Here is a 20,720-nt window from a genome sequence, read left to right as displayed (position 1 = left end):
CCAATGCTCTGTTTGCGAGAGTTGGTGTGTCAGTCAATGATGTCGTTGCCGAGAAATTTACGCAGCCCATCCAGATCCTTAATTTCCAGTCCTTGCTTCGTACGCGTTACCAGCCCGGCATCCGTCAGCGCTTTAACTGCCCGACGATAAACCCGGTCAGTGGTGCCGAATCGCTCAGCTTCCTGGTATTTTTTATCAAAACCATCCATTGGCTGCTTGTTCTGATGCTGGCGATACAGGTCATACGCCACGTTATGAACGATAGGGTAGAGCATCCGGTGCAGGAAGATTTCTAGCATATCCTGATAATCAACGGCCATTGCGCTGGCGAAAAATATCGCCAGCCTGGGATGCTGGTTCAGCGCTTCTTCCAGACGATCACAGGTGCACACCGCCACGGTAAGCGGTTCTTCAGCTACGATGTCAAGCTGGCAGCGATACCCGGTAAAAAACTCCATTTCACCAAACAATTGCTCATCACATTCCATTGCGCCCAACTGAAAACGGCGACCATTCTCCGCGCTATACCGTAGAGAAATTCGCCCTGATTGCACCATAATCAGTCGATCGACTACCTGTCCCTGACGGTATAGATACTCATCTTCCTGGATAATCTGCGTTTCAGAGAGTAGCTCCTGAAATATCTTCTCAATTAAGGCATCATCCTGTTGCCAGATATTGTGAAAACGACCTTTAGTGAGGGGCTTAAGCTGCATGGCTCAACGTCTTATTGTTTGAGAAAATTCCTATCGCTGACTGTATGCCATCTGCTGAGCAATGTCATTAAGAGCGGGTTGGAGATAATAAAAGGACCAGCACGCTGCTGGCCCTGACACACTAAGGATGGCTGATAAAGCGAGACAGCCGCTGGCGCAGCAGGCGGTTTTCCTGTCGTAACTGTGCATTCTCTTCCAGCAACGTTAGCGCAACGGCAATTCCCGGCCAGTCAAGTTCCAGCTCCTGACGCAGGCGCACCGCGCGACGCATTACGGTCAGCGCATGGTCGTCAAACGTCTTGTCTTCATGAGGCTCAATTACCCCTAAGCCGACAATCTCATGGAGCTCCTCTTCTGATACACCGGTGTACAGACAAAATTCGGTAATGGTAAAGGTGACGGTGACGTTAGCCATTATGCTTTCCCCCACTCTTTGCGCGGATCAAAGGTCTTTTGTGCATCCGCCAGCTGTTGCCACAGGGCGGCGCTGGCATCGTCAGGTTTCGGCGGCATGACTATTTTGATCACCGCATACAAATCGCCGGTATGTTTTTTACTTACCAGACCCTTGCCCTTAATACGTAGTCGCTGTCCGGCCTGGCTTCCCGCGGGAATGGTCAGCAGGATGCTCTCTTTTAGCGTCGGAACGGTGACTTTCGCCCCTAACGCGGCTTCCCATGGTGCCAGGGGAACGACCACTTCCAGATCCTGATTAACGATATCGAACAGTGGATGCGGCGCAATATGAATCACCAGCCACAAATCACCGTTCGGCCCACCGTTTTCGCCGGGGGTGCCCTGGCCTTTCAGACGGATACGCTGACCGTTACCGACGCCAGCCGGAATTTTCACATTCAGTGTTTTGGGAATTTCACGTTCAACCATGCCGAATGCATTGTAGACCGGCAGGTTGTAACTGATCGTGCGGCTATGCTCAGTAAGCGTTTCTTCGAGGAATACGGCAACTTCAATTTCGATGTCGTGCCCGCGGCTGGCAGGGCGCTGGCGCGACTGGTGCGCACGCTGACCAAAAATGGAAGAGAAGATATCGTCGAAATCTTCGGCGCTGTAGCTTTGATTCTCTCCTTGCTGGAATTGACGGCTGAACTGTGGATCGTTGCGGTGCTGCCACAACTGGTCGTACTCGGCGCGTCGCTGCTCATCACTCAGTACCTCCCAGGCTTCAGCAACCTCTTTAAACCGGGCCTCCGCGTCAGTCTCTTTACTGACATCAGGATGGTATTTACGGGCGAGTCGACGATAGGCGGTCTTGATTGTCTTGAGATCGTCTGTCGGTTTCACGCCCATAATGGCGTAATAATCCTTTAATTCCATAGCGTTCTCTCGTGTAAATCAACACTTGCAGAAGGTGAACCGTGACAACAGGTATCACCGCTTAGTTTAGGGTAATCCTGATAACGGCGAATGCCAACCGTGAAGGAGGGATATTGCTATAAACGATGCGGATGCGCACCACCAACAGCGCTTTTGACGTTATGGCGTCTGTTGTGTGGTGCGAATAGTGAGATTAGCTGAACATCAGGATTTGGTTATCAGGAAGCGGACCGTATCAGCATAGTTTTGCACGAACGCGTTAAGATCATCAGATTTCAGTCCTTTCGGATTGATCATATATTTACCGTTGATAAAAATGGCGGGTACGCCGGTTAAATCTACCGCTTTAGCCATTTCTTGCTGTTTGGCAGTCAATGATTTCACAGCAAAACTATTCCATGCGGCATCATAATCACTGGCGCTGACGCCTGCGCTGATAAATACATTACGAATATCGTCCGCTGTTTTAATGGTTTGTTTTTTCTGAACAGCATCAAAAAGCATCGGTTTAACTTTATCTTGTACGTTCAACAGCATGGCGACGGACCAGGCGTGCGTCATGTCCTGCCCCAGAGGGCCTAAAAAGTCGACGTGGTATTCCGTGAGTTTGACATCAGCAGGCAAGGCTTTTTTTACGTTATCAGTGATTTCAAAAACTTCATCGTACTGATAACAGGAAGGGCAATAGAATGAGAAAAACTTCAGCGCCGCCGGGGCTGAAACGACGGGTTTTTCCAGCGAGATATACTCTTTGCCGTCGGTAAATGATGCTGCCTGAGCGCTAACTGTAAAAAGTAACCCAATCAGGGGTAATAAATATTTTTTCATTTCCATATACTCTAAATAACATTTAATAAACAAATTAACTGCTAATGAATACGCCATGCACTGCGTCAGTCTATAATACGATAATCCCATTAAAATGCGCTGACACTTACTTTCATTTACGCAGTAATACGTGTCGGGACGTTATTTATGTAGTGTCACGGAAATATCTTTTGGCACTCTTCGTAAATAGCGAATGATAACTTCCGTGATATTTTCTCGTTTATTTCGGCAATGTTATATTGTAATAACCAAACATAAAAATATGATTAATTCTCATTTCGTTTATAAAGGTGAGCTGCAAGACGATGTGCTATGTTCTGCCAACGTCCTCTAAAATTTTCTTTCTCTTGTCGCGCGTGAACGAATAGGGCAACTGTCAGACAAAACGGTGCGACGGGACCCATTCGCTCGGTTTATGTCAGGGAGCCCGACCTCAATCTGATTAAAATCGCGGTATACCCAGCAGATAGCAGGACATAACTTTACAGCGGAAAGGTTGCCAAAACCTGGCGAGTGGTTAAGATAACTCGCATCAATTAGCGAGGGTGTAATGGCGAAACGTCAACGGATGGGATGGTGGTTCCTCTGTCTGGCATGTGTTGTGGTGCTGGTTTGTACCGCACAACGCATGGCGGGCCTGCACGCGTTGCAAATGGACACCGTTGCCACAAGCGTTGTTGTCAGCGCACAAGCGCAGACCGACGAGACTTCACCCGTTACCCCTTGTGAACTGAGCGCAAAGTCATTACTGGCCGCGCCTCCTGTACTGTTTGAAGGCGCTATTCTGGTTCTGTGTCTGCTGCTGTCGTTGTTGGCGCCAGTGCGGGCGTTTCGTTTGCCTTTTTTCCCTCCGCGAGCCATCTCGCCGCCCACTCTCAGGGTACATCTGCGATTTTGCGTCTTCCGTGAATGACAGAACAGCCGTTGCTGACTGTTAAATAATTATTCACGGAGAAAAACTATGATGACTGTTTTCAGACAGGCGCTGCTCTGTCTGTTATTGCTATGGCTGCCCGTATCCTGGGCGGTTGAACCCGGCTGGCTACGTTCACCCGATAACGATCACGCCAGCGTGCGGCTACGCGCAGATACGTCCGCAGGCGGTGAAACGCGTCTGTTACTGGATGTCAAACTGGAGGACGGCTGGAAAACCTACTGGCGTTCGCCGGGCGAGGGCGGCGTCGCGCCTGCTATCGCCTGGAAAGACGAAATGCCAACGGTCGACTGGTTTTGGCCAACCCCTGCGCGCTTTGAGGTCGCCAATATCACTACCCAGGGTTATCACGATAAGGTGACGTTCCCGATGGTTGTGCGCGGTAGATCGCCGGCCACGCTTAGTGGCGTTTTGACGCTATCCACCTGTAGCAACGTTTGCCTGTTGACGGATTTTCCTTTTTCCGTGACGCCCACAGCTCAGGATCCGACTTTTGCCCATGACTATGCTCAGGCGATGGGGCAGATCCCGCTTGCCAGCGGTCTGACCGATACTCTGCACGCCGGAGCGAGGGCCGGAGAGTTGGTCGTCGAGGCTCACCGCGCGGGAGGCTGGAATGCACCAGGGCTATATCTGGACGCCGTTAATGATGCGGACTTTGGCATGCCGCAAATTCACGTTGCAGGAGAGACGTTACGCGCCACGGTACCTGTTCATGATGGTTGGGGGGAAGGCGCGCCGGATTTACGCGGGAAGTCGGTCACGCTGGTGCTGGCAGATAACGGCGTTGCCCAGGAAAGTCGTCTTGTGATTGGCGAAGCCCCGGTTATTGAAAACGCCTCGCTCCCGTTGTGGCAGGTGGTGCTAATGGCGCTGTTGGGCGGCTTAATCCTCAATCTGATGCCCTGTGTGTTACCGGTTCTGGGTATGAAGCTGGGCTCTATTTTGCTGGTCGAGGAAAAAAAACGTCACCAGATCCGCCGTCAGTTCCTCGCATCGGTAGCCGGAATTCTGGTCTCGTTTATGGCCCTGGCGCTATTGATGACGGTGCTGCGTTTAACTAATCAGGCACTTGGCTGGGGGATTCAGTTTCAGAATCCGTGGTTTATTGGCGTCATGGTGTTGGTGATGCTGACGTTCAGCGCCAGCTTGTTCGGGTGGTTCGAATTCCGTCTGCCGTCGGCGATGACCACCACGCTGGCGACTCACGGCGGCAATGATTTGTCGGGACATTTCTGGCAAGGCGCATTTGCGACTTTGCTTGCTACGCCGTGCAGCGCCCCGTTTCTGGGCACGGCGGTGGCGGTGGCATTGACCGCTTCGCTGCCGACATTGTGGGGGCTGTTTTTCGCCCTTGGGCTGGGGATGAGCTTGCCGTGGCTGCTGGTGGCTCTGCGTCCCGGTCTGGCGCTGCGTTTGCCGCGTCCAGGACGCTGGATGAATATTTTGCGGCGTCTTCTCGGCATGATGATGCTGGGGTCGGCTATCTGGCTTGCGACATTGCTGCTCCCACATATAGGGCTTGGTGGACAAGGTAGCGCGAAAGAAAGCGTGAACTGGCAACCGCTCAGCGAGCAGGCGATTGAGAATGCGCTGGCGCAACATAAGCGTGTATTCATTGACGTCACTGCTGACTGGTGCATCACCTGTAAAGTAAATAAATACAACGTATTGCATAAAGATGACGTCCAGGCCGCTTTGCAACAGCCGGACGTGGTGGCGTTACGCGGCGACTGGACGCTGCCATCTGAAGCTATCATCGAATTTCTGAAAAAACGCGGCCAGGTTGCTGTGCCGTATAACCAAATTTATGGCCCCGGTCTGCCGGAAGGTCAGGCGTTGCCCACGTTGTTAACCCGCGATGCGGTACTGCAAATGTTGAACGATGCCAAAGGAGTCACCCCATGAAGATGATGATTGTTCTGCTGTTAACCCTGTTTTCAGCCGTCAGCGTAGCGAAAGAGCCTGCACCGTTTACCCCGGAACAGGAAAAGCAAATTGAAGCATTAATTCAGGAAGCCCTGTTTAACGATCCCAATAGCCCGCGGATTGGCGCCAGGCAGGCGAAACTGACCCTGATAAACTTCACTGATTACAACTGTCCATACTGTAAACAGTTAGATCCCATGCTGGAAAAAATAGTGCAGAAATATCCTGATGTGGCGGTGGTGATTAAACCGCTGCCGTTTAAAGGGGAAAGTTCGGAACTGGCGGCGCGGACCGTGCTGACCACCTGGCATCAGCATCCGCAGCAGTTTCTGGCGCTACATGAAAAACTGATGCAGAAGAAGGGGTATCATACCGACGTCAGTATTAAACAGGCGCAGGAAAAATCGGGGGCCAGTCCGGTTACGCTGGACGCCCAAAGTGCTGAAACGCTGAGCACTAACCTGCAACTGGCGCGACTGGTGGGAGTGCAGGGAACCCCCGCAACGATTATTGGTGATGAACTTATTCCTGGTGCGGTGCCGTGGGAAACCCTTGAGGAAGTGGTAAAAGAAAAACTGGCGGCGGCCAATGCTCAGTAAATTGCGCCGCTGGCTGCGCGAAGGACTGATCTTACTGGCGCTGTTAGCGGGGGTGATGCTGCTGATGGATGCCTGGCGCGCGCCGCAGCTACCTGCCTCTTTTGACAGCACGCCTTTACAAACGCTGGATGGTGAAACCGTCACGCTGGCGGCACTTAGCAAAGACGAGCCGGTGCTGCTTTATTTCTGGGCGAGCTGGTGCGGCGTATGCCGCTTCACGACGCCGGAAGTCGCCAGGCTGCGCTCGGAAGGGAAAAACGTGATGACCATTGCGCTACGCTCCGGGAGTGAAGCGGAAGTCTCGCACTGGCTGTCGCGTAAAGGCGTGGACTTTCCGGTCATCAATGATGCTAACGGGGCCATCTCTCGTAGTTGGGCGATCAGCGTTACGCCCACGTTGGTGGTGATGTCCCAGGGCCGGGTGGTATCAACAACCAGCGGCTGGACCAGCTACTGGGGCATGAAACTTCGGCTGTGGTGGGCAACAACGTTCTGATATTTATGCCGGGGGAACCCGGCATTTTCTTACGATAAAAATGTAATAAAAACAGGTTGTTCTGATATTAATTCCCTAAAACATATACTAATGGCTATATATTTTTGATTTTTTCTGTAGTTGCAAATCTACAAAGGTAATGGCATATCTGATGGTGTTTTAAATATCTTATTTCTTACAGGGATTATAGAATAATGGGCAAGGGTAAAATTATTGTTGCATCAATGATGGTGTTTTGTGTCCTTATTTTTATTGCTGCTATTGCCTTTTTTATGATGTATCAGGGGGAACTAACTGAACCAACCAGTGAAGAGAAACATGCTGCTATTCTGCATGCCGCGGGTCTGCTGAAATCAGACGTGCAGGATGAAAAAACAATAAAAAATTTATTTCAACGTTATATTTTGTCGCGTAAGGTAAATCTGGATTCTGGTGAATGGGTGGCAGACGATGCCGTGACGCAGGAATGTAAAAAGCTCGCTCCGGAACATGATCCCGCGAAGATTTATCAGCGCTGTGCAATTGCAGATGTTTATCTGGTCAAGAATAAAAACAATAAAATTCAACAAATTATACTACCCATTTTCGGTAAGGGCGCGAAGTCGATGATGCATGCCTTTCTGGTCCTTGACCCAGACGGACGTACGGTTAAAAACCTGTATTACTACCAACAGCGGGAAACTCCATTTTTGGGTGCCAGAGTGGAAGATGAGAGCTGGCGTAAGCAGTGGCCGGGTAAAAAAGTGGTTGATAATAACGGGAAGCCAGTGCTGAGAATAACTCAGGAAAAACCGGGAAATATCGATGAATATACGGTAGATGGTATTTCTGGTGCAACTCTGACATCGATGGGGGTAGAGAACAGTATCAACTACTGGACAGGCGAGCAGGGCTATGGCCGTTTTCTGCAACGGATTACTCGTGATCCTGATATAATAGCGCCCTAATTATTTTTTGTATTAAATAATATTTGTCCTCATGCTCGCTGTCGACTTCATTTGCGTCAGCGAGTATTGGGCGAGTTCTATTCCTTAGAGTCTGTAAATACTCCTGTCTTAACGTCTGCATCAATAAATACAGACTGTCTCAATTCTGTATTCATCACATTTTCATGAAATAAATTTACATAACTTGTCACCTGTTGACATTTTTATGATCCAGGTCATGTACAGCACAATCAAAAATCGGTAATGATAATAATTATCATTTGTATTTTACGGGATGCGTGCCGTGCGTAAGTTCAGTTTTTTCCTGCTGACCACTTTCTGTAGCTTGTTTGTAAGCCTTCACGTATGGGCTGCTACAAACTATGCGCCGTTTATTGAGGATATTGAGCAACGTCTTGATAAAACGGCAGAACTTTACTCTCAACAGCAAACAGATGAGGCGCGACGCACGGTGCAAATGGCCTACTTTGAGGTATTTGAAAACCTTGAAGGTCCTATTCGAATCAACATTTCCGCCAGCAAAAGTTATGAGATGGAAAGCGCTTTTGGTGAGATCCGACGCATGATTGGCGAAAAAAAATCTTTCTCAGACGTGCAGGCCAAAATTGACTGGCTTAAAGCTTCGTTGCGTGAAGTTGAACCCGTGTTAGATGGCGGGCATCGTCTGGTTGCCGAAGAGCAGCACAATGCGTTTTCCAGAACGGATATCGCCGTACACTGGCAAGAGAGTTTTCGCATTATCGACGATTTGCTGGCCCAGGCGGTAAATAACTATCAGGCTGGGAATTTAAGCGTAGCCAGCCAGAACGTCCAGCAAGCGCACTATCAGGGTTTCAAAAACTCAGAGATGGAAATGTCGGTCAGACAGAATCGATCGGCAAAAGACGCAGCTGCGATCAATCAGCAATTTTCTGCGCTGATTGCGCTCACCGCGCAGCCGGATCGCCTGAATGATGTTTCATATCAGGTCACTACTTTGGTACAGGATATTGAGGATCTTTTGCCAGGTCTGCCCACTACCCGTGACGAACAGCAGGTTACAGCGGAACAAAATACGGGAAGTGCTCCAGTGGCTGAGGATGACAAAGCTCGCGCAGACTGGACTGCCGTGTCTTTAGGTATCCATCAAAGTATTCAGGACGCGATTGCCCGCTATCAGCAGGGCGATGCGAAGAATGCCATTCTGGATGTTCAAGATAGTTATTTTGACCGCTTTGAAGCCAGCGGTATGGAAAACAAGATTGGTTCTCGCGATTCGGCGTTTAAGACCTCGCTGGAGGCTTACTTTACGCGTCTGGTTAGTCTGATGAAAGCTGGTCAGCCAGTGGAAAGACTCAACGCCGAAGCCAGCGCGCTGGAGCAGGACTTACAAAAAGCGGTGGCGATGTTGGGGGAAGGAGAAGAGACCCAGTGGAGTCTGCTGCTCTATAGCCTGATGATCATTGTCCGCGAAGGTCTGGAGGCACTGCTTATCGTGGCGGCCATCGTAGCTTATATGGTGAAAAACAATCACCAGGATAAGTTGCCGCTGATTCGCCAGTCGGTGGTTGTCGCGCTAATCGCAAGCGTCATTACCGCTGCGATATTCCAGCTCCTGTTCACTAATTCCGGTGCCAGTCGTGAATTGCTGGAAGGCGTAACGATGCTGATTGCCGTCGTTATGCTGTTCTTTATGAGCTACTGGTTACTGTCAAAAGTCGAGGCACGCCATTGGAAAGCCTGGCTGGAAGGAAAGCTGTCTCACTCACTTTCCCGCGGTTCACTGGTTGGACTCTGGCTGACAAGCTTCCTGGCTGTTTACCGTGAAGGGGCGGAGACGGTGCTGTTTTACTATGCCCTGGTCGGGGACGCGAATGATATTTCTGGCCATATGGCGATTGCAGCAGGTTTTGTTATCGGCTGTGTTGTCCTGCTGGCCGCCTGGCTCCTCATGCGCTACTCGGTCGTACGTCTGCCGTTGAAGCCATTCTTTATGTTTACCGGCAGTTTTATGTACCTGATGGCTTTTGTATTTGCGGGCAAAGGGGTTCTGGAACTGGTGGAAGGCAAACTGTTCCAGCCAACGTTGATTAACGGCATGCCTGAAATCAGCTGGTTGGGAATTTATCCCTACGTGGAAACGTTATTACCGCAGATTGTATTACTGCTTGCGGCGCTGGTGGCGCTGTGGGTGATGCGGCGGAAAAGCTCTGTTCCAGGGGAAACGATAAAAAATAATCTATAGCTGTTATTTAAGACGAGAGGATATGTCTGATGACCATGAAGAAAACCCTGATTGCCAGTGCAGTGATGGCGGGTATTTTCACTGCTCCGGCCGCGTTTGCCTTTAAGGAGTATCCGGCGGGTGAGCCTGTCACCATGAATGAGATGGAACTGGCCGCTGTGTATCTGCAGCCAATCGATATGGAACCGCGCGGCATGGGGTTACCGGCAGCAAAAGCCGATATTCACCTTGAGGCGGATATTCATGCAGTAGAAGGCAGTAAAAATGGTTTTGGCGCAGGCGAGTGGATCCCTTATCTGACCATCAGTTACACCTTAATTAACAGTGATACAGGTGAAAAACAAGAAGGTACTTTCATGCCGATGGTCGCCAGCGATGGTCCTCATTACGGCGCTAACATCAAGATGATGGGTGTGGGTAACTATAAAGTGACCTACCACATCGAGCCGCCGTCAAAAGCGGGAATGCATCGTCATACAGACAGTGAAACAGGCGTTGGCCGCTGGTGGAAACCATTTGATGTGAGCTATGAATTTAAATACGTCGGCCTGAACTAAGCGCTTTTCCCATCAGGCTGCTTTATTTGCCATGTTGGGCCGGGCAGTGCTCCCAATCCTATGTACGAGGTGTACCTATGATTTGTTTTGCGCTGCCCACATCCCACCTGACTGCAAACTATTCCCTCTGATGGGCAGGCTCTGAATTATCGATATATCTGGATAGTTACATCATTCAATCCGCCGTACAGAGTCGATGTTATGAGTTATTTTTTTGTCACGACACTACAGGTTTTTTTCTGCGTTGCGTTGCTCTCCGGGGTTCTCTGGAGTCGCAACGATCCCCCTTCTTTGCGCCCACTTGTCTGGACCTTACTCACAGGCTTAATCGTTGGTGTGTTGGTGGGGCTCACCCTCCGAGGTTCGCAGCCAGTGCAATTACTGCTGGTCGGTACAGAAGTGATGATTACGCTGTTGTTTGTGTTGAGCTTCTGGTGGGTATCAAACCGCATTCGCTACCTGTGGCAGGGGATTCTGGTGTTTGGCGCTGCCCGACACTGGGCACTGGATCCTAATCTCGGCGGATTAACCAGCACCCATGTACTCAATACCGATCTGCTGTTGAATTTGACGGCAATGCTATTGGCATTTGCGATTCTCTGCCTGGCGGGAGTGCTTTGCGCCATGCTATTGCGTCGGATTCGTGGACTTTACTGGCCGTTAACCCTGATTCTGATGGTAATGATTTGGCTGCCCTTAAGCGGCAATCTGTTGCTGTTATTAATGAAACTGCAGGTACTGCCGCTGGCGAAATCGCTATTGAGCTTCGTGGCCAAAGTGACAAACAACGCGGCGATGTATAACTGGTTGGGGGCCGCTCTGTTACTTGTTCTGGCGCTGTGTTGGATACCGGCGTTGCTTCGCGCTATCCGACAGACGCGTGAAGCCGATGAGCCGATAGCACATCGACTGGCGTTGGCGCATCGTCGAAATGCGTTTCGTCTTTGGCTGGTGACGTTAGGGTGTGCGGGGGTCGTGATCGCCGGACAGCTTTGGTGGGAAAAAGTCGCCTCTCAGCCTCCGCAATTGTCAGAGGCAATTCCGGTACAACTTGCCAGTGATGGCATGGTTCATCTGCCAATAGAACAACTCCGTGATGGCAAATTGCACCGCTTTGTCTGGGTAGCAGATGATGGTAAAGCTGTACGTTTTTTCGTGATTAACCGTTATCCCGACAAGTTGCGTTTGGGTGTGGTTTTTGATGCCTGTTTGCTGTGTGGCGATCAGGGCTACGTGATGGAAGGGAATCAGGTTATTTGCGTGGCCTGCGGGGTACACATTTTCATTCCTTCGATTGGTAAACCAGGTGGTTGCAATCCGGTGCCGATTGAAAACTGGCGTAATGATGAGAAAGAGCTGGTGATCCCGGGTAAAGAACTGGCTGCTGGCGTGAATTATTTCTCGACGGTAATGACCATCAAGGTGACCGACCCGGTTGACGGCTCCACGTTGACAAATACCTCTGCTGACTACAAATACAGCTATGGCGGCAAAACCTGGTTCTTCTCATCTGAGGCAAATTACGACCGCTTCCGTAAAACACCGGAACAGTTCGTTCCTGCCGAATTGAGGGAGGAGTAACAATGTTGTGGCGAATGTTACGACAATCCTGGGGGCGCAATCTCCGGCGCAAGGGGCTGGCTATTGTAACCGTCTTTCTTGCTTCCAGCCTGATCTCCGCACTGCTGGCGGTGTCGATTGATATTGGCGATAAAATGTCCAGAGAGCTGAAGTCTTATGGTGCCAATATTTTGATTGAACCAGCCGGGCAGGCGGCACTGCCTGCGCTTTTCAGTGAAAACAGTAATCCACTCTCAGAACAGGATTTCCTGGATGAAGTGGAACTACCAAACATCAAGGATATTTTCTGGCGTAACAACATTGTCGGCTTTGCTCCTATGCTCGGCGGTGATATCGACATCGACGGCAAAAAAATACGTATTCTTGGCACCTTCTTCAGTCAGCCGGTGGATATTCCAGATGAAGAAGGGTTTGAAACGGGGCAGAAAACGGTAAGCCCGTTCTGGCAGGTTACTGGCCAATGGCCACAGGAGCCTGTTGGTGATGTCCCTCAAACATTGGTTGGCCATGCGTTGGCACGACAAACGGGCTGGAAGCCAGGCGATCAACTGGTAATTCGTACCAGTAAAACAGCGTTGAACGTGACCGTCAGCGGAATCCTCTCTAGCGGCGGGGATGAGGATAACCAACTGGTTATGCCGTTGCGCACGGCGCAAGCGCTGCTTGGTTTACCCGGTAAAGTGCAGGCTATTCGTGTCTCGGCGCTGACGGTACCGGAAAATGAGCTGTCGCGCCGGGCGCGTGAAAATCTTGACGCATTGAATGCTGAAGAATACGACCTTTGGTACTGCACGGCCTATGTCTCGTCCATTGCACATCAACTGGAGGAGGCTATTTCTGGTGCAGAAGTCCGTCCAGTGTGGCAGGTTGCTGCATCCGAAGGGGTCGTTATCGATAAAATTCAGTTGCTGATGGCGGTCGTGACCGTCGCAGCACTGGCGGCTTCGGCGATGGGAATTGCGTCCCTGATGACCAGCACCATTATGGAACGCGCTAAAGAGATCGGCCTGATGAAGGCGCTTGGCGCGCATCAATGGCAAATCATGCTGCTGTTCTATCTTGAAGCCGCTTCCAGTGGACTGGCCGGAGGAGCATTGGGATGTATAGCTGGTTGGGGAATGGCGAAAGCGATTGGTTTGATGCTATTTGCTGCACCACTGAATTTTGCCTGGATTGTGGTGCCATGTGTACTGGTGATTGCGGTCCTGATTGCCCTGATTGGCACCTGGTTCCCGGCTCGGCGTATTGCCCGCTTGTATCCTGTGGAGGTGCTGTATGGCCGCTAAACGGACAATGCTCTGGTTACTGGTATGGCGGGCGCTGCGTCTGCGCTTTCAGCGGGTTAGCGTGGTATTTGCCGCATTGATGGTGGGGGCGACCATTGTGACCGCGCTGTCAGCGGTGTGGTTCGACATCAATACCAAAATGAGTGAGGAATTACGAACTTTTGGCGCAAATTTCTATATCGGGCCAAGCCATGGCTCCAGTATGCCGCAGCAAGAGCTGCAGACCATTTTAGATCAGGCGCCACAAGGCCTGGTTCATGGAGCCAGCCCATGGCTATACGGTATGGCGCGCACCGAGCTGGAAAAGGTGGTGATTGTCGGCGTGTGGTTTGAATCCTTACAAAAGCTGGTGCCGTACTGGCAGGTTCAAGGGAGTTGGATTGGTGTCAGTTTCGACGATCGCAATGCGATGATAGGCGTCAAACTGGCAGAGCGTCTTAATGTCCAGCCGGGCGATAGCATTATTCTGGTGGATCACAATCAGCGTAAAAACTTACAGATTAAAGGCATTGTTGAAGCCGGTGATGCGACAGATAACATGTTGATTGTGAGTCTTGATGTGGCGCAGGCGTGGCTGCATCAGCCCGATAAAATCAGCCATGGACTCATGAGTGTCAGTAATGATGTCGGCCAGGTGGAAAACTTTGCCAGCCGTTTACAGGTTCAATACCCGGACCTGGAAATACGCCCAATCCGGAAAGTCTCTGCTTCAGAAGGACAGGTGCTGGATAAGATAAAAGGCTTAATGGGGCTGGTTTCGGTCGTGATCCTTGCACTGTCATCTTTGTGTGTGAATACCACGTTGATGGCCATTGTTGGTGAGCGAGCCCGGGAGTTTGCGCTGCAAAAAGCGTTGGGAGCCAGCAACGGCGATATTGTCCGGCAAATCCTTCTGGAAACCTGCATTATCGCGCTGGCAGCAGTGATTTGTGGGTGGTTATTAGGGTACGTGTTAGCCCAATTGCTTGGGCTGACCGTATTTAATGCCGCTATTTCACTACGCTGGCCAGTGCTGCCGGTCACCCTGACATTATCTTTACTGGTCGCCATTCTGGCGGCGATTGTCCCGGTCCGTCGTGCGGTCAGCGTCGAACCCGCAAAAGTATTGAAAGGAGAGTAACGCCATGTCCGTTATGCAGACCCCGTCAATGGCAATAGAAACCCGCCATTTATATAAACGGTTCGGCGATGTTACCGCCTTAGATAATATCAACCTGCAAATAGTGCAGGGCGAGTTTGTCGCTATTATGGGCGCCTCAGGTTCAGGGAAAACGACACTGATGAATATTCTGACTTGCCTGGATACTGCAACAGAAGGTCAGGTATTTTTAGATGGGATAGATGCTGCCGCACTGGATGAAGAGGGGCGCCGCCGTTTTCGCGCAGAAAAAATAGGGCTGGTGTTCCAGCAGTTTCATCTGATCCCGTTTTTAACCGCGCTGGAGAATATCATGTTGGCACAGCACTACCACAGCGTTGTGGATGAAGCTGCTGCCAGAAAGGTTCTGGAACAGGTGGGGCTTGGACACCGGGTAACGCACCTGCCGAGTCAACTTTCCGGAGGGGAACAGCAACGGGTGTGCATTGCCCGGGCTCTGGTCAATGAACCGCCGGTAATTTTTGCCGATGAACCCACGGGTAACCTTGATGAAGAGAATGAACAGCGGGTGCTCGATCTACTCACAGATCTGCATCGTCAGGGGCGTACGATTGTGATGGTGACACATAACCCGGCGCTTGGGTTGTTTGCCGATCGTATTATCCGTCTGCAACATGGCAAATATCTGGGTGAGGAGGCTAATCAACATGCGCTGGATTAACATATTAACTCTCGCCACTTTGGTTTTGATTAGTGGATGTAAGGAAGAGAAGTTGGCGGTTGGGCAGCAAGCCCCGGCGCTGGCAACATTCGACTTGCAGGGCGGAGAGGCCGGGCTTGAACGCTGGCGTGGAAAGGCTGTTTATCTAAACTTTTGGTCGGCGAGTTGCGGTGGCTGTCTTGCCGAAATGGACGCGCTGGAAGCGCTAAGTAAAAAGTGGGGTGATAAGGTTGTGGTGGTGGCAGTGAATACCGATCCGGCGACGGTTAAAATAGATGGCTTACTGGCGAAACATCAGGTTTCTTACCCGGTACTTCGCGATCAGCTTAAGATTTCCCAGGAGCGCTATCAGGTCATCGGTACGCCAACCTCTGTGTTGATTGACAGGGAAGGTCGCGTGCTGGAATTACACCAGGGGATGCGGAAATCATCTGAGTTAGATGCGACGTTTGCGCGCATGGCCGCCCGATGAACGCGATACAGAGAGAAACGCTATATGGCATTCCGGTGGAATAAAGAAAGTCTGGCCGTCCTGCATGAAAATGCAGGTGTTCTTACGACGGAGCAGATTGCACTGATGCTTCGCACCAATATTACGGTTGTGCGCAATATGGCGTATCGACTGAAACTCAGCCTGCGGGTATCCGCCTACAATCAAAAACGTATTGAGCAAGTACAAACTCTCTATACGTCTTCTGAACCATTAAATCTGAAAGAGATTGCAGCAAAAACCGGACTGACATTCAGTACGGTGCAGTACATTGTATATGTGAAATTAAAAAGTAAACCGTATACCAAACGGGAATACGTTTCCTTTGAAACTGACGATGCGGTTCATTATCGGATACAACGGGAGTTCATTGATACTGAACGTTCCCTTCTGCACAACATTCCAGATAATACACGCTTTCATCAATTGTACCTGACAGACGGAACTTTATATTCTGCACGTAATATTCGCAGCGAAGTGATTATCTCCGATTAATCGGATGGCATATTTCGTTACCCGACGAAGCAAGTATTCATATTAGCGTTTAACCTGGCTTATCTTTTTTTGTGGGAAAATAAAGAATGGCCAATGTATACGCGTATGAATCCGCTCTGGTGATGATGATTACCGCCACGTTTGTCCTCGCCGGGATGGTGAAAGGCGTTACGGGTATGGGATTGCCCACCGTGGCTATGGGGATCCTGGGGTCGCTTATTTCGCCGGTTGCCGCGGCAGCCATGCTGCTGTTGCCTTCACTGATTAGCAATCTTTTTCAGTTTGGCGGTGGCGGAAATACGCGTCAATTACTCAGACGACTATGGCCAATGCTGTTGACGGTGGTGGTAGCGACACTGCTTGCCAGCGCGTGGATTACCGGTGGCGACACCACCCGTACCCAGTTTGCGCTCGGCGTGGCGTTGGTGGCTTACGCTATCTGGACGCTGGCTGGAAAGAAAATCGCGGTGGCTCCGCAGCATGAAAAATCGTTTTCCCTCGTCATTGGATTTGTGACCGGCTTATTGACTGGCGGAACCGGCGTGTTTGTAATGCCCGCCGTACCCTGGATCCAGTCATTGGGGTTTGAGAAAGATGAACTGGTACAGGCGCTCGGGATCTCTTTTACGTTTTCGACCCTGGCATTGGCGCTTGGTTTGTGGTGGCACAATGCGCTGCCCGTACAGTCGCTAAGCTTATCGGCGTTGGCCATTGTTCCTGCGCTGATTGGTCAGTGGTTAGGAACCCGTGTGCGACGGGTTATTTCTCCTGTTGTGTTTAAACGCTGTTTTCTGTTTTGTCTGGTTGGGTTGGGTATGGAGATGATGTTGCGTACGGCGTGACCGGTGCGGTGACTTTAGGGCGCTATCATGGCATCGTTACTTCAGGCATTCAGGGGCAAAGAGGTCGCTATGGCATCAGAGATGTTAAGTGAAGAAGAGGGCGCTCTGGAGTCGCGAATGGCGCTCACTGCGGCTGCTATGGCCGATAAATCGCGCTCGCGTATGCTGTGCGCCTTGATGGATGGCCGCGCCTGGACCGCAACCGAACTTAGCGCTGTGGCGGATGTATCAGCGTCGACTGCCAGCGCGCATCTGGCGCGTCTGTGCGAACAACGCTTTGTTGTGGCGCTTGCGCAGGGCAGGCATCGTTATTTTCGCCTTGCAGGTTCCGATATTGCTGAACTGCTGGAGCGTTTGATGGGGGTGGCGTGGGCGACATCAACGCCCCGCAAAATCACGACGCCGCCAGGCTTACGGCATGCACGAACCTGCTACGATCATCTCGCCGGGGAGGTGGCGGTGAGGCTGTTCGACACGCTGGTTTCCCGTCAGTGGTTAACGCCGGATGGTGAAACGCTAACGCCGCTTGGGCAGGAAAAGCTGGCCCAGATGGGGATTGTCCTGGCGACGGGTTCATCCCGGCGGAAGCTAACCTGCGGTTGTCTGGACTGGAGCGAACGACGTTACCATCCCGGCGGCGAGCTTGGCGCATCGCTGCTACGCTGGATGACTGACCAGCGTTGGATAAAAACGGAACTCAATAGCCGACGCGTCACCTTCACTCCGCTTGGCATTCGCAAACTCGAAAGCGAGTTCGGTGTTAAAACGACACGGTAGATGGTTCGTTTTGCGAAAGCGTTCCCGGAAATATGTCATATTTCTGTCACACTCTGTTGTGATTGATAACAACAAGAGGTCGTAGGGATGAATAAATCGTTAATCGCCACAGCCGTGGCAGGCGCTGTATTATTGTCAGCCGCCGCGCAGGCGCAGACCGCGCCGGAAGGCTATCAGCTTATGCAAGTATTGATGATGAGTCGGCATAACTTACGCGCACCTTTAGCCAACAATGGCAGCGTCCTTGAGCAGTCGACCCCAAAACAATGGCCAGAATGGGATGTCCCCGGAGGACAACTCACCACCAAAGGCGGTGTGCTGGAAATCTATATGGGCCACTACATGCGAGAGTGGCTGGCAGAACAGGGGATGGTGAAATCGGGAGAATGTCCGGCACCGGATACGGTTTATACCTATGCTAACAGCCTGCAGCGTACGGTTGCTACGGCGCAGTTTTTTGTCACCGGTGCTTTCCCGGGGTGCGATGTTCCGGTCCATCATCAGGACAAAATGGGCACCATGGATCCCACATTTAACCCAGTGATCACTGATGATTCCGCCGCTTTCAGCCAGCAGGCCGTGCAGGCAATGGAGAAAGAGCGCAGCAAAATGCAGCTCAACGACAGCTATCAGTTGCTGGAGCAAATGACTGACTACAAAGACTCACCGTCCTGCAAAGAAAAACAGCAGTGTTCCCTGACCGATGCCAAAGATACATTTAGCGCGAAATACCAACAAGAGCCTGGGGTTTCGGGGCCGCTGAAGGTAGGGAACTCTCTGGTTGATGCCTTCACGCTGCAATATTACGAAGGCTTCCCGATGGACCAGGTTGCCTGGGGGGAGATTAAATCCGATCAGCAGTGGAAGGTTCTGTCGAAGCTGAAAAACGGCTATCAGGACAGCCTGTTCACCTCCCCGGAAGTGGCGCAGAACGTGGCTAAACCGCTGGTGAAATATATTGATAATGCGCTGGTTACTGAACGCGCGAAAGCGCCGAAAATAACGGTGCTGGTGGGGCATGACTCCAACATCGCATCGCTGCTCACCGCGCTGGATTTCAAACCATACCAGCTTCATGACCAGAACGAGCGTACGCCGATTGGCGGAAAGATTGTCTTCCAGCGCTGGCATGACAGCAACGCAAATCGTGATCTGATGAAAATCGAGTACGTGTATCAGAGCTCGCAGCAGTTGCGTAATGCAGACGTTCTGACGCTGAAATCCCCGGCGCAGCGCGTAACGCTGGAGCTGAAAGGGTGTCCGATAGATGCGGATGGTTTTTGCCCGATAGATAAGTTCGACAGCGTGCTGAATGAGGCGGCAAAGTAAAAGAAAAACTCCCCCGTGTTCGCGGGGGAGTCTGAGCGCTAAACGTTTTTACGTTCGATAGTCTGTTCACCCCAAAAGAGCGAATCTTTGTCTGTTTTCTCAAAGGCTTTGATGAGTACCTCGTCGCTACCTTCTTCCCAAATTTTTTCCGCCAGCTTCTCGTCATAATGCGCGACTTCAAAAATGGCTTCGGCTATTTCCGGCGATGTATTGCGCAGACTTGCCCATTCGCCGACGCGATGGGCTTTCGCTTCTTGAGTTGGCATTCGAATCCTCCTGTTGAAGATTAGCCGTTGAGTTTTACTGCCAGACCAGCGACATATTCACCCTGATAGCGGGCGATAGATAACTCTTCCTGACTTGGCTGGCGAGAGCCGTCGCCTCCGGCGATAGTGGTTGCGCCGTAAGGTGTACCGCCGCGAACTTGAGAGACATCAAACAGCTCTTGCGCTGCGTAACCGATAGGCACGATTACCATCCCATGGTGGGCAAGCGTAGTCCAGGTTGATGTAATGGTTTGTTCCTGACCGCCGCCGGTCCCTGTCGAGCTGAATACGCTGGCGAGCTTGCCGTACAGCGCGCCGGAAGCCCACAGCCCGCCAGTCTGATCGAGGAAGGTGCGCATCTGACCGGACATATTGCCAAAGCGTGTAGGGGTACCAAAAATAATAGCGTCGTAATCAGCCAGTTCTTGCGGGGTTGCGACTGGTGCGTTTTGTGTTTTGCCACCAGCCTTAAGGAAAATCTCAGGCTGCATGGTCTCTGGTACGCGCTTAATAATCACTTCCGCGCCATCTACCTTATTTGCGCCTTCTGCGACTGCATGGGCCATAGTTTCAATGTGTCCGTACATGGAATAATAAAGCACCAGAACTTTTGCCATTTTACACTACTCCTCGAGTTAACCGTGTCCGTAGCGACTCGCTACCTACCTTTAAAGATATGACGTACTGTCAGGAGTGCAAATTTCACAATCACTTCTTTGATTTATAACAATTTTTATAACAACCTCTCTTGTCGCAAAATGATACATATTTAACCGGGTAAAATTTGGTAGTCATAAGAAAGACTTATTGATTTCTTAGTGTGACTATTTCTTGAACATCATCAATCCTGTTGCAGGATATTACAGTTAGCGGCCGCCCAGGCCACGCTTCACTATGCTTAATCCCACGCAGTTATTTTCAGGGCATAGCCCATAACGCTGCGTGAGGTATCACTCCTCAGTACCTATGCAATATGATGTCTAATCAATGACGGAGGTCAGTAATGGCAAACCATCGGGGCGGTTCCGGTAATTTTGCGGAAGACCGCGAAAGAGCATCAGAAGCAGGTCGAAAAGGTGGCCAGCACAGCGGGGGCAACTTTAAGAATGACCCGCAACGCGCTTCAGAGGCAGGTAAAAAAGGGGGCAAAAATAGCCACGGCAACAACAAGTCGTAATTGTCGGGCTATCTGTCAGATATGACGTGACGGCTGAAGGTCAGAGCCAGACGTTACGTAGCCACCTACCGCCGCCGGTTTGTTCCGGCGGT

23 protein-coding genes and 1 pseudogene are annotated in these 20,720 nt (G+C 51.1%); 18 read left to right on the top strand and 6 right to left on the bottom strand.

All coding sequences use genetic code 11. The features are described 5' to 3' along the window. Window positions 1-29: 29 nt before the first annotated feature. The 4 genes from WHR59_RS15090 to dsbA form a co-directional block, all read right to left on the bottom strand. On the bottom strand, window positions 30-716 hold the full coding sequence (locus WHR59_RS15090) for a Crp/Fnr family transcriptional regulator (RefSeq protein ID WP_043015838.1): 687 nt from the start codon (window positions 714-716) through the stop codon (window positions 30-32). Window positions 717-837: 121 nt separating this feature from the next. Then, a complete protein-coding gene (gene cbpM / locus WHR59_RS15085) occupies window positions 838-1,131 on the bottom strand; it encodes a chaperone modulator CbpM (protein ID WP_043015839.1) in 294 nt (97 codons plus the stop codon). Beyond that, the gene (gene cbpA, locus WHR59_RS15080; protein ID WP_003832035.1) at window positions 1,131-2,051 is read right to left on the bottom strand and encodes a curved DNA-binding protein; all 921 of its coding nucleotides are present in this window, start codon (window positions 2,049-2,051) and stop codon (window positions 1,131-1,133) included. The genes cbpM and cbpA overlap by 1 nt, the downstream gene beginning before the upstream one ends. Before the next feature lie 204 nt (window positions 2,052-2,255). Beyond that, a complete protein-coding gene (gene dsbA / locus WHR59_RS15075) occupies window positions 2,256-2,879 on the bottom strand; it encodes a thiol:disulfide interchange protein DsbA (RefSeq protein ID WP_213732564.1) in 624 nt (207 codons plus the stop codon). Window positions 2,880-3,254: 375 nt separating this feature from the next. Between dsbA and WHR59_RS15070 the strand changes: the two are divergent. The 17 genes and pseudogenes from WHR59_RS15070 to agp form a co-directional block, all read left to right on the top strand. Further along, a pseudogene (locus WHR59_RS15070) lies at window positions 3,255-3,359 on the top strand (VOC family protein); the annotation flags it as partial. Between the two features lie 70 nt (window positions 3,360-3,429). Beyond that, window positions 3,430-3,792 carry a copper resistance protein gene (locus WHR59_RS15065; RefSeq protein ID WP_075144867.1) on the top strand — a complete coding sequence of 121 codons (363 nt, stop codon included), beginning with the start codon at window positions 3,430-3,432 and terminating at the stop codon, window positions 3,790-3,792. 48 nt (window positions 3,793-3,840) lie between these two features. Next, entirely contained in the window at window positions 3,841-5,721 is a 1,881-nt protein-coding gene (locus tag WHR59_RS15060; RefSeq protein WP_338843229.1) for a protein-disulfide reductase DsbD domain-containing protein, read from the top strand. Next, the gene (locus WHR59_RS15055) at window positions 5,718-6,341 is read left to right on the top strand and encodes a DsbA family protein (RefSeq protein ID WP_043015843.1); all 624 of its coding nucleotides are present in this window, start codon (window positions 5,718-5,720) and stop codon (window positions 6,339-6,341) included. Before WHR59_RS15060 ends, WHR59_RS15055 begins: the two co-directional genes overlap by 4 nt. Continuing rightward, a complete protein-coding gene (locus tag WHR59_RS15050) occupies window positions 6,331-6,837 on the top strand; it encodes a protein disulfide oxidoreductase (protein ID WP_043015844.1) in 507 nt (168 codons plus the stop codon). The genes WHR59_RS15055 and WHR59_RS15050 overlap by 11 nt, the downstream gene beginning before the upstream one ends. Window positions 6,838-7,031: 194 nt before the next feature. After that, a complete protein-coding gene (gene nqrC / locus WHR59_RS15045; protein WP_075144864.1) occupies window positions 7,032-7,784 on the top strand; it encodes an NADH:ubiquinone reductase (Na(+)-transporting) subunit C in 753 nt (250 codons plus the stop codon). Between the two features lie 274 nt (window positions 7,785-8,058). Continuing rightward, window positions 8,059-10,008, top strand: coding sequence for an FTR1 family iron permease (locus WHR59_RS15040; protein WP_075144863.1), 1,950 nt, complete (start codon window positions 8,059-8,061; stop codon window positions 10,006-10,008). A 29-nt stretch (window positions 10,009-10,037) separates the two neighbouring features. Next, window positions 10,038-10,565: an iron transporter gene (locus tag WHR59_RS15035; protein WP_003035987.1), complete on the top strand. Its 528-nt coding sequence runs from the start codon at window positions 10,038-10,040 to the stop codon at window positions 10,563-10,565. A gap of 201 nt (window positions 10,566-10,766) precedes the next feature. Then, the gene (locus WHR59_RS15030) at window positions 10,767-12,146 is read left to right on the top strand and encodes a Fe-S-containing protein (RefSeq protein ID WP_075144862.1); all 1,380 of its coding nucleotides are present in this window, start codon (window positions 10,767-10,769) and stop codon (window positions 12,144-12,146) included. A gap of 2 nt (window positions 12,147-12,148) precedes the next feature. After that, on the top strand, window positions 12,149-13,432 hold the full coding sequence (locus WHR59_RS15025; RefSeq protein WP_043015848.1) for an ABC transporter permease: 1,284 nt from the start codon (window positions 12,149-12,151) through the stop codon (window positions 13,430-13,432). Beyond that, window positions 13,422-14,552 (top strand): ABC transporter permease, encoded by a 1,131-nt coding sequence (locus tag WHR59_RS15020; RefSeq protein ID WP_075144861.1) that lies wholly within the window; start codon window positions 13,422-13,424, stop codon window positions 14,550-14,552. Before WHR59_RS15025 ends, WHR59_RS15020 begins: the two co-directional genes overlap by 11 nt. A gap of 4 nt (window positions 14,553-14,556) precedes the next feature. Continuing rightward, window positions 14,557-15,252, top strand: coding sequence for an ABC transporter ATP-binding protein (locus WHR59_RS15015; RefSeq protein ID WP_075144860.1), 696 nt, complete (start codon window positions 14,557-14,559; stop codon window positions 15,250-15,252). Beyond that, complete coding sequence (locus WHR59_RS15010) at window positions 15,239-15,724, top strand: TlpA family protein disulfide reductase (RefSeq protein WP_047412195.1); 486 nt, start codon at window positions 15,239-15,241, stop codon at window positions 15,722-15,724. The genes WHR59_RS15015 and WHR59_RS15010 overlap by 14 nt, the downstream gene beginning before the upstream one ends. Before the next feature lie 24 nt (window positions 15,725-15,748). Beyond that, window positions 15,749-16,237 carry a hypothetical protein gene (locus WHR59_RS15005; protein WP_043015852.1) on the top strand — a complete coding sequence of 163 codons (489 nt, stop codon included), beginning with the start codon at window positions 15,749-15,751 and terminating at the stop codon, window positions 16,235-16,237. Between the two features lie 86 nt (window positions 16,238-16,323). Beyond that, window positions 16,324-17,079: a sulfite exporter TauE/SafE family protein gene (locus tag WHR59_RS15000; RefSeq protein WP_047412191.1), complete on the top strand. Its 756-nt coding sequence runs from the start codon at window positions 16,324-16,326 to the stop codon at window positions 17,077-17,079. Between the two features lie 69 nt (window positions 17,080-17,148). Beyond that, window positions 17,149-17,856: an ArsR/SmtB family transcription factor gene (locus WHR59_RS14995; protein WP_047412189.1), complete on the top strand. Its 708-nt coding sequence runs from the start codon at window positions 17,149-17,151 to the stop codon at window positions 17,854-17,856. An 87-nt stretch (window positions 17,857-17,943) separates the two neighbouring features. After that, window positions 17,944-19,185 (top strand): bifunctional glucose-1-phosphatase/inositol phosphatase, encoded by a 1,242-nt coding sequence (gene agp, locus WHR59_RS14990; protein WP_043015855.1) that lies wholly within the window; start codon window positions 17,944-17,946, stop codon window positions 19,183-19,185. A gap of 38 nt (window positions 19,186-19,223) precedes the next feature. Here the strand turns inward: agp and WHR59_RS14985 are convergent, their stop codons facing one another. Next, complete coding sequence (locus WHR59_RS14985) at window positions 19,224-19,451, bottom strand: YccJ family protein (RefSeq protein WP_003036015.1); 228 nt, start codon at window positions 19,449-19,451, stop codon at window positions 19,224-19,226. Window positions 19,452-19,471: 20 nt separating this feature from the next. Then, a complete protein-coding gene (wrbA, locus tag WHR59_RS14980) occupies window positions 19,472-20,068 on the bottom strand; it encodes an NAD(P)H:quinone oxidoreductase (RefSeq protein WP_003036019.1) in 597 nt (198 codons plus the stop codon). A gap of 386 nt (window positions 20,069-20,454) precedes the next feature. On the opposite strand from wrbA, the gene WHR59_RS14975 reads away from it, so the two are divergent. Beyond that, window positions 20,455-20,628 carry a general stress protein gene (locus tag WHR59_RS14975; protein ID WP_003036022.1) on the top strand — a complete coding sequence of 58 codons (174 nt, stop codon included), beginning with the start codon at window positions 20,455-20,457 and terminating at the stop codon, window positions 20,626-20,628. Window positions 20,629-20,720 lie beyond the last annotated feature (92 nt).

The organism is Citrobacter europaeus (genome assembly GCF_037482245.1).
Lineage (GTDB): Bacteria > Pseudomonadota > Gammaproteobacteria > Enterobacterales > Enterobacteriaceae > Citrobacter > Citrobacter europaeus.
Note: the sequence above shows the minus strand (reverse complement) of the source record. Positions and strands in the feature narration are given on the sequence as shown.